This is a genomic window from Salipiger thiooxidans (genome assembly GCF_900102075.1).
GTDB lineage: Bacteria > Pseudomonadota > Alphaproteobacteria > Rhodobacterales > Rhodobacteraceae > Salipiger > Salipiger thiooxidans.
The window spans coordinates 239,380-252,604 of the sequence record NZ_FNAV01000006.1 but is presented as its reverse complement, the minus strand read 5'-3'; the positions used below and the strand labels follow the sequence as shown (position 1 = coordinate 252,604).

The 13,225-nt window shown below is 68.2% G+C and carries 8 protein-coding genes; 3 read left to right on the top strand and 5 right to left on the bottom strand.

The window, feature by feature from the left end; genetic code table 11:
• Positions 1-3 precede the first annotated feature (3 nt).
• Entirely contained in the window at positions 4-1,128 is a 1,125-nt protein-coding gene (locus BLQ77_RS11220; RefSeq protein ID WP_089958991.1) for an enolase C-terminal domain-like protein, read from the top strand.
• Positions 1,129-1,144: 16 nt separating this feature from the next.
• Here BLQ77_RS11220 and BLQ77_RS11215 read toward each other — a convergent pair whose 3' ends face one another.
• A complete protein-coding gene (locus tag BLQ77_RS11215) occupies positions 1,145-1,915 on the bottom strand; it encodes a sulfite exporter TauE/SafE family protein (RefSeq protein WP_008883111.1) in 771 nt (256 codons plus the stop codon).
• A gap of 146 nt (positions 1,916-2,061) precedes the next feature.
• On the opposite strand from BLQ77_RS11215, the gene BLQ77_RS11210 reads away from it, so the two are divergent.
• Both BLQ77_RS11210 and BLQ77_RS11205 read left to right on the top strand, forming a co-directional pair.
• Positions 2,062-3,750 carry an acyl-CoA dehydrogenase family protein gene (locus tag BLQ77_RS11210; RefSeq protein WP_089958988.1) on the top strand — a complete coding sequence of 563 codons (1,689 nt, stop codon included), beginning with the start codon at positions 2,062-2,064 and terminating at the stop codon, positions 3,748-3,750.
• A gap of 395 nt (positions 3,751-4,145) precedes the next feature.
• On the top strand, positions 4,146-4,484 hold the full coding sequence (locus BLQ77_RS11205) for a carboxymuconolactone decarboxylase family protein (RefSeq protein WP_008882981.1): 339 nt from the start codon (positions 4,146-4,148) through the stop codon (positions 4,482-4,484).
• A 553-nt stretch (positions 4,485-5,037) separates the two neighbouring features.
• On the opposite strand, the gene pheT is transcribed toward BLQ77_RS11205, so the two are convergent.
• The 4 genes from pheT to BLQ77_RS11180 form a co-directional block, all read right to left on the bottom strand.
• The gene (gene pheT / locus BLQ77_RS11195; protein ID WP_089958981.1) at positions 5,038-7,434 is read right to left on the bottom strand and encodes a phenylalanine--tRNA ligase subunit beta; all 2,397 of its coding nucleotides are present in this window, start codon (positions 7,432-7,434) and stop codon (positions 5,038-5,040) included.
• Between the two features lie 326 nt (positions 7,435-7,760).
• Positions 7,761-8,636, bottom strand: coding sequence for an MBL fold metallo-hydrolase (locus BLQ77_RS11190; protein ID WP_089958977.1), 876 nt, complete (start codon positions 8,634-8,636; stop codon positions 7,761-7,763).
• Between the two features lie 167 nt (positions 8,637-8,803).
• Positions 8,804-11,941: an efflux RND transporter permease subunit gene (locus BLQ77_RS11185; RefSeq protein WP_008883102.1), complete on the bottom strand. Its 3,138-nt coding sequence runs from the start codon at positions 11,939-11,941 to the stop codon at positions 8,804-8,806.
• A 37-nt stretch (positions 11,942-11,978) separates the two neighbouring features.
• Complete coding sequence (locus BLQ77_RS11180; protein WP_089958973.1) at positions 11,979-13,163, bottom strand: efflux RND transporter periplasmic adaptor subunit; 1,185 nt, start codon at positions 13,161-13,163, stop codon at positions 11,979-11,981.
• Positions 13,164-13,225 lie beyond the last annotated feature (62 nt).

The following is a 13,225-nucleotide window of genomic DNA, read 5'->3' as shown; positions in this document are numbered from 1 at the left end:
CCGATGAGCGACCACAAGATCCGAACCCTGCGCGTCCACCGCATCCGCATCCCCGGCAAGGCGGTGCATTCCCACGGCATCGGCGACGTTGCCGATATCCACACGGTGATCCTGGAGCTGGGGACCGACACCGGCCTCACCGGCTGGGGCGAGGCCGCGCCCTGGCCGGTCTTCACCGGCACCGCCGAGGGTGCGGTGGCGGCGCTGCACGTCTACCTGCGCGAACACCTCCTTGGGCGCGACCCGGTGCAGGTCGAGCCGATCATGGCGCTGGTCGAGACGCTGCTCACCGGCCATGCCGAGGCCAAGGCCGCGCTCGAGATGGCGCTGCTGGACCTTGCCGGCAAGATCAGCGGGCTTTCGGTAAGCGAACTGGTCGGCGGGCGGATGCGCGAGGACATGCGGCTCAGCTTCTCGGTCGCCAATCCCGATTTCGGCAAGGATCTAGAGGACGTGGCTGCCATGTGGGAGGACGGCGTGCGGATCTTCAAGATGAAGACCGGCTTCGCGGGCCATGCCTTCGACCTGATGCGGCTCGAGAAGCTGCGCGGCATCTACGGCGCCGAGGCCGACCTGCGCATCGACTACAACCAGGGCCTTCCGACCTATGACGCGGTGCGCTGCATCCGCGATCTCGAGGCCTTCCGCCCGACCTTCGTCGAGCAGCCGGTGAAGATGCACGAGCGCGAGGCGCTGGCCCACATCACCCATGTCATCGACACGCCGATCATGGCCGACGAGTCGGTGTTCGGCGTCCGCGAGGCGCTCTACGGCGCGCAGATCCGCATGGCCGACATCTTCTCGCTGAAGGTGATGAAGTCCGGCGGCATCCGGCGGTCGCTCGAGGTCGGCGCCATCGCGCGGGCGGCGGGGATCGAGGTCTACGGCGGCTGCATGTTCGAGACCGGGCTCGCCCACGCGGCGGGGGCGCACCTGATGGCGGCGCTGCCCGATCTGCGGCTCGACTGCGAGTACTACATGTCCACCTACTACGCCTCCGAGGACATCCTCACCGAGCCTTTCCCGGTGCGGAAGGGGCGGGTACACGTGCCCACCGGGCCGGGGCTCGGGGTCGAGGTGGACCCGGCAATGCTCGAGAAATACGCGGCGGAACCGGCGCTGGGCTGATCCGGGCCGGTAACGCTCAGGCGAAGAAGGCGCGGCGCAGCAGGTTCAGCGCCGCGATCAGCAGCACCCAGAGCGTGATCCGGCGGAAGGTGGTCTGGTCGATGCGGTCGTGGATCCGCATCCCGACCCACATGCCCAGCAGGGCGGGGGCCAGCATCAGCGCCGAGAACTTCACCGTCTGCGCATTGAGCACCCCCGAGAGCGTGTGTGCGGCCACCAGTGCCACCGCGCCAAGGCCGTAGGCCACACCCTGGATGCGGATCTGCTCGCGCTTCTCGGTGTCGATGGCGGTCAGGTAGGCGACCATGGGCGGGCCCCAGACCCCGGACATGCCGCCGAGGAAGCCGGCGACGCTGCCCACCGTGGCCTCGACCAGCGGCGTCTGGCCGTTCTTCAGGTGCGGGCGCCAGCCGGCGATCTGCAGCGCGCAGAACACCGCCACCGGCGCGCCGATCATCGCCAGCAGCACCTCGACCGGGAGCACCCGCACCAGCTGCGACGACAGCAGCAGGAAGGTGAGGCCGCAGCCGAGGAAGATGCGGAACCTGCGCAGCGATCCCAGCGCCGCCCCGGCGCCGTGCTGCAACGCCTGGATGGCATTGGTCGCGAGCGTCGGCAGGATCAGCCCGGCCAGCGCCAGCTCGGGCGACAGGAAGCTGCCGAGCCCGGAAATCAGGATCATCGGCATCGCAAAGCCCACCATGCCCTTCACGAGGCCAGCGAGAAGCGCGACTCCGAAAGAAAGAACCAGCGCGGAAGGGGAAATCAGGGTAAGCAAACTGTCCATGGGCTGCTCATATCATGCTCTTAGGGCAAGTCCCGGCAGAATTTAATGCGCAATAATAAAACCGCGGTAGCGTCTTTGGCGCATTTATGTTGCGCTGCACCTGCAAAGTGACTATCTCCGACCCGACCAGGAGAAGGGAGTGATTCATGGCACATGATGGACAGGACATGGCAATGGGCCAGAGCATCCTGCTCGACGATCTGCTGGCCCTGACCAAGGCGGCCATCGCGCCGGCGGAAGCAGTTCTCGAGATGGCGCGCCAGTCGGTGCGCGACACGGTCGAGGAGGATGGCCGCGTCTCGGGCCGGCTGATCGAGGAAAACCAGTTCGCCGCGCACGGGCTGGCCTGGCTCGCGACCTACGTCGAAAGCCTGCGCCAGATGCAGTACTGGGCCGACAAGCTGACCTCCGAGGGCAGCTTCGGCGAGGTCGAGGCGCTGATCCACCAGATCGCGTTCGGCGAGTACCTGAGCCAGATCGTTGGCGGCATCCAGATGAACCAGGGCGAGATGGTGCGCCTCAAGGACATGGGCCTTGGCCGCGACGCGGTGATGTCGCTCTGCACCGACGCCGTGACCACGCTGATGACCAGGGGCAACACCCAGTCCGCCCGCAGCCGCCTCGTGGAGCTGATGCAGGAGCGTTCGGCCGAGATCACCGTGGGCAAGACCGCGCTCGATGACGAGCTCGAGATGATCCGCGAGCAGTTCCGCCGCTACGCCGTCGACAAGATCGAACCCTTCGCACACGAGTGGCACCTCAAGGACCAGCTGATCCCGATGGAGGTGATCGAGGAGCTGGCCGAGATGGGCGTCTTCGGCCTGACCATCCCCGAGGAATACGGCGGCTTCGGCCTGTCGAAGGCGTCGATGTGCGTGGTCTCCGAGGAGCTGTCGCGCGGCTACATCGGCGTGGGCTCGCTGGGCACCCGGTCCGAGATCGCCGCCGAGCTGATCCTCGCCGGGGGCACCGACGAGCAGAAGCAGAAGTGGCTGCCGGCGCTGGCTTCGGGCGAGAAGCTGCCCACCGCGGTCTTCACCGAGCCCAACACCGGCTCGGACCTCGGCTCGCTGCGCACCCGCGCGGTCAGGGGCGAGGACGGCGACTACACGATCACCGGCAACAAGACCTGGATCACCCACGCCGCCCGTGCCCACGTGATGACGCTGCTGGCGCGGACCGATTCTGCGACCTCGGACTACAAGGGCCTGTCGATGTTCCTGGCCGAGAAGACGCCGGGCACCGACGAGGATCCGTTCCCGACCCCGGGCATGACTGGCGGCGAGATCGAGGTGCTGGGCTACCGCGGCATGAAGGAATACGAGCTCGGCTTCGACGGCTTCAAGGTCCAGGGCGAGAACCTGCTCGGCGGCGAGGAGGGCAAGGGCTTCAAGCAGCTGATGGAGACCTTCGAATCCGCCCGCATCCAGACCGCGGCGCGCGCCATCGGCGTGGCGCAGGCGGCGCTTGACGTGGGCATGCGCTACGCCGAGGAGCGCAAGCAGTTCGGCAAGTCGCTGATCGCCTTCCCGCGCGTGTCCGGCAAGCTTGCGATGATGGCGGTGGAGCTGATGATCGCCCGCCAGCTCACCTATTTCTCGGCGCGGGAAAAGGACGAGGGCATCCGCTGCGATCTCGAAGCCGGCATGGCCAAGCTGCTGGGCGCCCGCGTGGCATGGGCCAACGCCGACAACGCGCTGCAGATCCACGGCGGCAACGGCTTCGCGCTGGAATACACCGTGAGCCGCATCCTCTGCGACGCCCGCATCCTCAACATCTTCGAGGGGGCCGCCGAGATCCAGGCACAGGTGATTGCGCGCCGGTTGCTCGGCTGACGATGTCGGGGACCCTCCGGGGTGCGGTACCGCGGCGGCACGCCGAGATCCAGGCGCAGGTGATTGCCGGCTTGAACACATCAGGGACCGTCCGTCGGGCGGTCCCTTTCCCTTTGCCGGGCAATGGTCCGGTAAAGACCGTCACGCCCCGGCGGGGAACCAAGGCCGAAGGCCGCCGCCCCCCGGGCTTGTGATTGGTCGAGGTCTGCGCGAACTGTCGGGGCCCTTCCGACGCGGCCCGGATATTCCGAGAGGTTCGGGACGCAGATCGCCAAGCCACAGGCAGGCGATGCGCGGCTCCCTCCAAGAGTATTTCCCGACCGGGATGATTTCGATCAAGGATCGGTACGGGCAGAGGTGGTTTGACGGGCTCAAACATATCTCAGGAGTCTGATATGACCTACAAGGACAAGCTGGCCGACACCCGCAACAACCTCCGCAACATGCGCAAGGCGATCCCCGACACCTTCGCCGGCTTCGTGGCGCTCGAGCAGGCGGCCTCGGCCGATGGCGCTCTCGACAAGAAGCAGAAGGAGTTCATCGCGCTGGGCATCGCCGTGGCGCTGCGTTGCGAGGATTGCATCCTCACCCACGTCTCGGCGCTGGTGCGGATCGGCGCCACGCGCGAGGAGATCGGCGAGATCCTCGGCACCTCGATCCAGATGGCCGGTGGCCCGGGGCTGATGTACGCGGCCAAGGCGCTGGCCGTCTTCGACGAACTGTCGGCAGACTAACGCGCCCTTCGGAAAATCTTCTGCGCGGCGACGGAAATCAGCGACGGGAACGGCGGGCTCTGCGTGTCACCGCTGACCTCAAGCAAGAGGCGCTGAGCAGGTGAGACCTTTCGCAAATCTCTCCGCCGCCGCCATCGCCCTCGGCTTCTACGGTGCCGCCAGCGCCCGGGGCGCGACCGGCCCGCGTCTCCTGACGCGCGGGCAGGAGACGCACGAGACCGCCGCACCTGCCAGGGCGCAGGAGCAGATCATGCGAAGCAGACCGCGCCCCGGGCCAGATGAGGGCCGAGACCAAGACCGCCGCAACCGGCAAGGGCGTGGGGAAGAAGGAGGTTCGGCAACAGTCCGAGACCACCCCGGTCGGGAAGACCCGGACCGCAAAGGAGCCCGCAAGGGCCCATGCCGCCGCGAAGGGAGATGCCAAGGCCGGTGCGGGCAAGGACGCCTGCGCACGCAAGACCACTTGACGCGACCGGCTCCGGCCAGAGGATGACACGAAAAGAGGCGCGACCGGGCTGGTCGCGCCTCTTCCGCGTTCCGGGGGAGGGGGGGCTCAGCCGCGCAGCGTGCCGCCGGTGGCCTTGCTGACCTTCTCGACGATCTTCGCGGCGACCGCCTCGATGTCCTTCTCCTTCAGCGTCTCGCCCGAAGGCTGCAGCCGCACGGTGATCGCCAGCGACTTCTTGCCCTCGCCGAGGCTGCCGCCGATGAACTCGTCGAACACCCGCACCTCTTCGATCAGCGCCTTGTCGGCACCGGCAGCGGCGTTCACCAGATCCAGCGCCGCGACATCCGCGTCGACCACGAAGGCGAAGTCACGCTCGACCGCCTGCAGGTCGTTGAGGATCAGCGCCGGACGGCTCGACCCCTTGGAGCGCGGCAGCGGGATCTCGGCCGGGTAGAGCGTGAAGCCCACCGCCGGGCCCTTCACGCCCAGCTCGGACAGCACCTTGGGGTGGATCTCGCCGAAGAGGCCCAGCACCTTCTTGGGGCCGAGGCAGAGCTTGCCGTGACGCCCCGGGTGCCACCAGTCCTCGGCACCGCGCAGGATCTGCATTCTGGCGGGCGCCCCCATGGCCGAGAGCACCGCCTCGGCATCGGCCTTGGCGTCGTAGAGATCGACCGGGCGCGAACCGCCGTGCACGTCCTTGGGACCGGTGCGGCCGACCAGGAGGCCGGTGACCTGCGTGTGCTGCTCGCCGGGCTCGCCGCCCTGGAAGGCCGCGCCCACCTCGAACAGCGCCAGGTCGGCGAAGCCGCGCGCCTGGTTGCGGGCCGCCGCGCGCAGCAGCCCCGGCAGGAGCTGCGGGCGCATGTGGCTCAGCTCCGAGCTGATCGGGTTGGCGAGCATGGTGGCATCGCTGCCGCCGCCGAAGAGCTCGGCCGCCAGCTTGTCGACGAAGCTGTAGGTCACGCACTCGTTGTAGCCGAGCTCGGCCACGGTGCGCCGGGCCACCTGCTCGCGCTTCTGCATCGGCGACAGGATCGGCGCCGGAACGCCGGCCTGCGGGCGCGGCATCGGCTGGCCCTTGAGCTTGGTGAGCGAGGCCACGCGCGCCACTTCCTCGACCAGATCCGCCTCGCCCATGACGTCGGGGCGCCACGAGGGCACCTGCGCCATGTCGCCGTCGAGCGTGAAGCCGAGCGCCTCGAGTGTCGCGCGCTGCTCGGCTGCGGGGATCTCCATGCCGACGAGGCTGATCACCCGGTCGGTGTCGAGCCGGTAGGCCCGCGACACGTCCGGAACCGCGCCCGCAACGACGACCTCGGAGGCCTCGCCGCCGGCGATGTCGAGGATCATCCGGGTCGCCGCCTCGATGCCGGGGGCAGCCGAGGCCGGGTCGATGCCGCGCTCGAAGCGGTAGCGGGCGTCGGAATTGATCTTCAGCCCGCGGCCTGTGTAGGCGGTGCGGATCGTGTCGAAATACGCCGCTTCGAGGAAGACGTTGACGGTCTCGTCGGACACGCCCGTCGGCTCGCCGCCCATGACGCCGCCAAGGCTCTCGGGGCCGGTGTCGTCGGAGATGAGGATCATCCCCGGCTCCAGGGTGTAGGTGCGCTCGTCCAGCGCCTTGAGCGTCTCGCCGCCCGCGGCCGCGTGCACCCGCAGGCCGCCGGTCATCTTGTCGGCGTCGAAGACGTGCAGCGGGCGGTTGCGGTCGAAGGTGAAGAAGTTGGTCACGTCCACGAGGAACGAGATCGGTCGCAGGCCGATGGCCTTCAGGCGGCTCTGCAGCCACGTCGGCGACGGGCCGTTCTTCACGCCGCGGATCAGGCGACCGTAGAACACCGGGCAGCCTTCCGTCGCGCTGTCCTCGATGGTCACGGAGACCGGGCAGGGGAAGGCGCCGGGCACGGTGACCTCGGCCAGCGGCTTCAGCGTGCCGAGGCCGCGCGCCGCGAGATCGCGGGCGATGCCGTGCACACCGAGCGCGTCGGGGCGGTTGGGGGTGATGGCGATCTCGATGACCGGGTCGACCTTGGCGGGGTCGTTCTCGGCGAGCCAATCGACGAAGCGCTGGCCGACCTCGCCCGAGGACAGCTCGATGATGCCGTCATGCTCTTCCGACAGCTCCATCTCGCGCTCCGAGCACATCATGCCGAAGCTCTCGATGCCGCGGATCTTGCCGACCTGGATCGTGGTGTCGATGCCGGGCACATAGGTGCCGGGCTTGGCCACCACCACGGTGATGCCCTCGCGCGCATTGGGCGCGCCGCAGATGATCTGGCTCTCGCCCTCGTCGGTCATCACCGTGCAGACCCGAAGCTTGTCCGCGTCGGGATGCTTCTCGGCCTTCAGGACCTTGCCGATGGTAAAGGCGGACAGGCGGTCGGCGGGGTTCTCGACCCCTTCGACTTCCAGTCCAAGATCGGTCAGGGCCTCGGTGATCTCGTCGACCGAGGCCTGGGTGTCGAGGTGCTCTTTCAGCCAGGAAAGCGTGAATTTCATCGCGATGGCGCCCGGGGTTGGTTTTTGTATCCGCTGCGGCTTACCCCATCGCGGCGCAGGGGGAAAGGGGCGCGGCCCCTTCCCGGCGCCCGAAAAGACCTCTCGCGAAAGCGCAGGCACCACGCCCCCGCGAAATCCCCGCCACCGCCACCGTCAAACGCCGCCGCCTGCGCAGCACCGCCCCCCTCCAAGGCGCACCACCCAGACGCTTCCAACACGCACGTCCCCAGGGCAAACGCGCAACCCGCCCCTTCATCTTGCCGGATAAACTCCCGCCGGAGGCATCCCGCCCTCACCGCCCTTCCGACCGCCGGGCAAGGGCGCCCTCACCGAGGCTCGAAATAATCCAGCGGGATCTTGAGATAGCTGCGGCCGTCGCTCTCGGGGGCGGGCTTGCGTCCGCCGCGGGTGTTGATCTGCAGTGCGGCGAGCATGAGCTTCGGCAGCGGCAGGGTGGCGTCGCGGGCATCGCGGGTGGCGCGGTACTCGGCCTCGGTGGGATCGTCGCGGAAGTGGATGTTGCTGGCCTTGTGCTCGGCCACCGTGGCGCAGCATTCGGCGTCCCGGCCCTCCGGCGCGTAGTCGTGGCCGACGTAGACGCGGGTGTCGTCGGGGAGGGCAAGGATACGCCGGATCGAGGCGTAGAGCTCTGCCGAGGACCCGCCGGGGAAATCCGCGCGCGAGCTGCCGCTGTCGGGCATCATGAGCGTGTCGTGCACGAAGGCCGCATCGCCGGCGACATAGGTGACCGAGGCCAGCGTGTGGCCGGGCGAGAACATCACCGTGACCGGGATCTCGCCCACCTCGAAGCGCGCGCCATCGGCCCAGAGCCGGTCCCATTGAGAGCCGTCGATGGGGAAGTCGTCGCCGAGGTGGTAGATCTCCTTCCAGAGCCTCTGGACCTTCACCACCTTCTCGCCGATGGCGGTTGGGGCTCCGAGCTGCTCCTGCAGGTAGGGCGCCGCCGAGAAGTGGTCGGCGTGGGGGTGGGTGTCGAGGATCCAGACGATCTCGATGCCCGCCTCGCGCACGTAGGCAAGGATCGCATCGGCGTTCCGGGTCGAGGTCGCCGCGGCCAGCGGATCGTAGTCCCAGACCGGATCCACGATGGCGCCCTTCATGGTGGCGGGATCGTGGAAGACGTATTGCCAGCTTCCGGTCGGTTCGTCCCAGAAGCTCTTGACGATGGGGCTGCGGGGCATGTCGCGTCTCTTTCTGCTGTGGTCCTGCCGGGCGCTGCCGGCCATCATGTTCAATATCGTGAATATGAGTTATCTAGGTGGCATCGGGCGCATGAAAAGACCGGTGCGGCAAAAGAAAACGCCGCCCCGGGGCGGGGGCGGCGTCGGAAGCGTCATGGCGCTCGGTCTCAGGCGGTTTCGGCCTTGGCCTTCGCGGCGTTCTCGCGGATCTGCTTGCGGCCGAAGATCCGCATCACCACCACGAAGAACAGCGGCACGAAGATCACGCCCAGCACGGTGCCGGTGATGGTCCCGCCCAGCACCGCTGAACCGACCGCGTTGCGGCCGCCGGCGCCGGCGCCGCTCGACAGCACCAGCGGCACCACGCCGAGGGTGAAGGCGAGCGAGGTCATGATGATCGGGCGGAAGCGCTGGCGCGCCGCCTCCTTCACCGCCGTCAGGATCTCCTCGCCGGCCTCGAACCTTTCCCGGGCGAATTCGACGATGAGGATCGCGTTTTTGCCGGTCAGCCCGATGACGGTGAGCAGGCCCACCTGGAAGAACACGCCGTTGTCGAAGCCGAACCAGTAGGCCGCGCCCATGGTGCCCAGCACGCCGATGGGCATGGCGAGCATCACCGACAGCGGGATCGTCCAGCTCTCGTAGAGCGCCGCGAGGCAGAGGAAGATCGCCGCCAGAGACAGCGCGTAGAGCAGGGGGGCCTGGCCGCCGGAATCGCGTTCCTCGAGCGACAGGCCGGTCCACGCCACCGAGTAGCCCGGCGGCAGCTGCGAGGCGATGCGCTCGATCTCGGCCATGGCCTCGCCGGTGGAGACGCCCTCGGCGGGCGAGCCCTGGATCTGCATCGCCGGCACGCCGTTGTAGCGGGTGAGACCCTGCGGGCCGTAGGTCCAGCTTTCGGAGGTGAAGTTGGCGAAGGGCACGAGATCCCCGTTCGAGTTCCGGACCCGCCACTTCTGCAGGTCCGACGGCGTCGCACGGCTTTCCGGCGAGCCCTGCACGTAGACGCGCTTGATCCGGCCGTTGTCGTTGAAGTCGTTGACGTACGAACCGGCCCAGGCCACCGACAGCAGGTTGCCGACGTTGGTGGGGGACACCCCGATCGCGCCGGCGGCCCGCCAGTCGATGTCGAGGTTGAACTGCGACGCGTCCTCGAGCCCGTTGGGACGGACCGAGCCCAGGATCGGGCTCTGCGCGGCCATGCCCAGCAGCTGGTTGCGGGCTTCCAGCAGTTGCTCATGGGTCTGCCCGGCCTGCGCCTGCAGGTAGAAGTCGAAGCCCGAGACGTTGCCGAGTTCGATCACCGAGGGCGGCACGATCGGGAAGACCATGGCGTCCTGGATGCCCATGAAGGCCGGGAAGGCACGGCCCGCCACCGCCTGCACGCTCTGCGCGGGCGAGGGGCGTTCGTCCCAGTCCTTCATCCGCACGAAGGCGAGGCCCATGTTCTGGCCCTGGCCCGCGAAGGAGAAGCCGACCACGCCGAACACCGAATCGACGCTGTCCTGCTCGTTGGTCGAGAAGTGGTTCTCGACCTGCTTCACCACCTCGAGCGTGCGCTCGGCGGTGGCGCCGGTCGGCGCCTGCACCAGAGTCAAAAGGATGCCCTGGTCCTCGTCCGGCAGGAAGCCGGTGGGGGTGTTGTTGAACAGGAACACCATGCCGTAGCCGAGCGCCGCGTAGAGGATGAGCACGCGGAAGGGGCGGCGGATCAGCCAGCCCACGGTGCCGGCATAGCCGTCGGTGGTCTTGTCGAAGCCCTTGTTGAACCAGCCCGCCGGGCCGCGCTTGGTGTGGTGCGCGTCCTTGGACTTGAGCAGCGTGGCGCAAAGCGCCGGGGTCAGGGTCATCGCCACCAGCACCGACAGCGCCATGGCCGAGACGATGGTGATCGAGAACTGCCGGTAGATCACCCCGGTGGAGCCGGGGAAGAAGGCCATGGGCACGAACACCGCCGACAGCACCAGCGCGATGCCGACGAGGGCGCCGGTGATCTGGCCCATCGACTTGCGGGTCGCCTCGCGCGGGGACAGCCCCTCTTCTTCCATGATCCGCTCGACGTTCTCGACCACCACGATGGCGTCGTCGACGAGCAGGCCGATGGCCAGCACCATGGCGAGCATGGTCAGCGTGTTGATGGTGAAGCCCGCCAGCGCCAGCACCCCGAAGGTGCCGAGGATGACGACCGGGACCGCCAGCGTCGGGATCAGCGTGGCGCGGAAGTTCTGCAGGAACAGCAGCATCACGAAGAACACCAGCACGATGGCTTCGATCAGCGTCTTCTGCACCTCGTGGATCGAGATCGCGATGAAGGGCGTGGTGTCATAGGGGATGACGTAGTTGACCCCCTCGGGGAAGAACTCGGAGAACTCCTCGATGCGTGCCTTGACCCGCTCCGAGGTGTCGAGCGCGTTGGCGCCCGACGCCAGCTGCAGCGCCATGCCCGAGGCGGGCTGGCCGTTGTAGCGGGCGATGGTGGAATAGTTCTCGGCGCCGATCTCGACGTCCGCCACGTCCTGCAGCAGCACGAGGCCGCCGTCGGTCTCGGCCCGCAGCACGATGTTGCGGAAATCCTCGGGGGTCGACAGCAGCGACTGCGCGGTGATCGTGGCGTTGAGCTGCTGGCCATCGGGCGCGGGCAGCGTGCCGAAGGCACCGGCCGAGATCTGGGCGTTCTGCGCCGAGACCGCGCTGACCACGTCCGCCGGGGTCATCTCGAAGGCGGCGAGCTTGGACGGGTGCAGCCAGATCCGCATGGCGTATTGCGCGCCGAAGACCTGCGCGCCACCGACGCCCTCGATCCGGCTGAACTCGTCCACGAGGTTCGAGTTCAGGTAGTCCGAGAGGTCGGCCTGTTCGAGCGTGCCGTCCTCGGAGATCAGGCCGATCACCATGAAGAAGGACGACGAGGATTTCTCGACCGTGACGCCCTGCCGCTGCACGGTCTCGGGCAGCAGCGCGGTTGCCTGTGACAGCTTGTTCTGCACCTGCACCTGCGCCACGTCCGGGTCGGTCCCGGATTCGAAGGTCAGCGTGATCGAGGCGGTGCCGGCCGAGGTCGAGGACGAGGACATGTAGCGCATGCCGTCGAGCCCGGTCATCTGTTGCTCGATGATCTGGGTGACGGTGTTTGCCACGGTCTCGGCCGAGGCCCCGGGGTACTGGGCGCTGACCCGCACCGAGGGCGGCGCGATCTCGGGGTACTGCGCGACCGGGAGGCTCAGGATCGACAGCAGGCCGACCCCCATGATGAGGATCGAAATCACCCAGGCGAAGACCGGACGGTCGATGAAGAAACGGGCCATTGCGGACTCCTGGCGCCTGTGGCGCGGCTTTAGCGGCTTATTCTTTGGCGGGCGCGTCGGCGGCAGGCGCCTGCTCTGCGCCTCCCTCGGTCTCGGCGCTGCGCTCCTGCGGGGTCACGGTCATGCCGACCGAGACCTTCTGCAGACCGGCGACGATGATGCGGTCACCCGCCTCGAGCCCGCCGGTCACGACCCAGTTGGCGCCCTGATCGCTCTGCACGGTCAGCTCGCGGGTCTCGACGACGTTCTCGGCGTTCACCACCATGGCCACCGGGCGGCCGCGGCGGTCGCGGGTCACGCCTTCCTGCGGGGTGAGGATGGCACCGTTGATCTGGCCCTGGGGCACCTCGACCTGCACGTACATGCCGGGCAGCAGCAGCCGCTCGGGGTTCGGGAACTCGAGCCGCAGCACGATCACGCCGGTCAGCTCGTTGACGTGCGGCTCCGCGGCGGCGAGGTAGCCCGCGTGCTCGTAGATCTCGCCATCGGCGAGACGCAGGTGCACCACGGCCGAGGAATCCTCGGCCACCTGCTGGCCCGACCGGCGCCAGCGCAGCACCTCGGCGGCAGACTGGGTCACGTCGACATAGACCGGGTCGAGCTGGCGGATGGTGGTCAGCGCGGTGGTCTGGCCCGAGGTCACGAGCGCGCCCTGCGTTGCCTCCGACAGGCCCGCGACGCCCGAGATGGGGGCGCGGATCGTGGTGCGGTCGAGGTCGATGTTGGCCGACAGCAGGTTGGCCTCGGCGACCTTCACCGACGCGGCGGCCACGTCGCGCGCGGCCAGCGCGTCATCCAGGGTCTGCTGGCTGGCGACGTTTCGCTCGCGCAGTTCGTTCTGACGGGTGGCCTCGCGCTCTGCCGAGGCAAGCTGCGCCTCGGCCTGTGCCAGCGATGCCTCGGCCGCGGCCTTGGCGGCCTCGTAGGTGGCCGAATCGATGCGGTACATCGGGTCGCCACGCGTGACGTCGCGGCCCTCTTCGAAAAGGCGCTCGTCGATGATGCCGCCGACCTGCGGCCGGACCTCGGCCACGCCCGAGGCGGTGACCCGGCCCGGAAGCGCCGAGGTCAGCGTCACGTCGGACGATTCGAGGGTGACGACGGTCACCGGCTGCGGCGGGGCCTCGCCCTGCTGCGCGGCGACGGGAAGGGCGGATGCGGCAGCAAACAGGCCGCCGATCACAAGCTTTTCGCGCAGGGATCGGAAGAATCCTTGGGGCATAATGTCTCTCCGAAGAAGGCAAAGAGCCGCTCATGTGCGGATCGGTCTTGCAACCCGTTATG

Coding starts and splice junctions, on each gene's coding strand:
- BLQ77_RS11220 (WP_089958991.1), top strand. CDS start 4: ATGAGCGACCACAAGATCCGAACCCTGCGCGTCCACCGCATCCGCATC.
- BLQ77_RS11215 (WP_008883111.1), bottom strand. CDS start 1,915: ATGGACAGTTTGCTTACCCTGATTTCCCCTTCCGCGCTGGTTCTTTCT.
- BLQ77_RS11210 (WP_089958988.1), top strand. CDS start 2,062: ATGGCACATGATGGACAGGACATGGCAATGGGCCAGAGCATCCTGCTC.
- BLQ77_RS11205 (WP_008882981.1), top strand. CDS start 4,146: ATGACCTACAAGGACAAGCTGGCCGACACCCGCAACAACCTCCGCAAC.
- pheT (WP_089958981.1), bottom strand. CDS start 7,434: ATGAAATTCACGCTTTCCTGGCTGAAAGAGCACCTCGACACCCAGGCC.
- BLQ77_RS11190 (WP_089958977.1), bottom strand. CDS start 8,636: ATGCCCCGCAGCCCCATCGTCAAGAGCTTCTGGGACGAACCGACCGGA.
- BLQ77_RS11185 (WP_008883102.1), bottom strand. CDS start 11,941: ATGGCCCGTTTCTTCATCGACCGTCCGGTCTTCGCCTGGGTGATTTCG.
- BLQ77_RS11180 (WP_089958973.1), bottom strand. CDS start 13,163: ATGCCCCAAGGATTCTTCCGATCCCTGCGCGAAAAGCTTGTGATCGGC.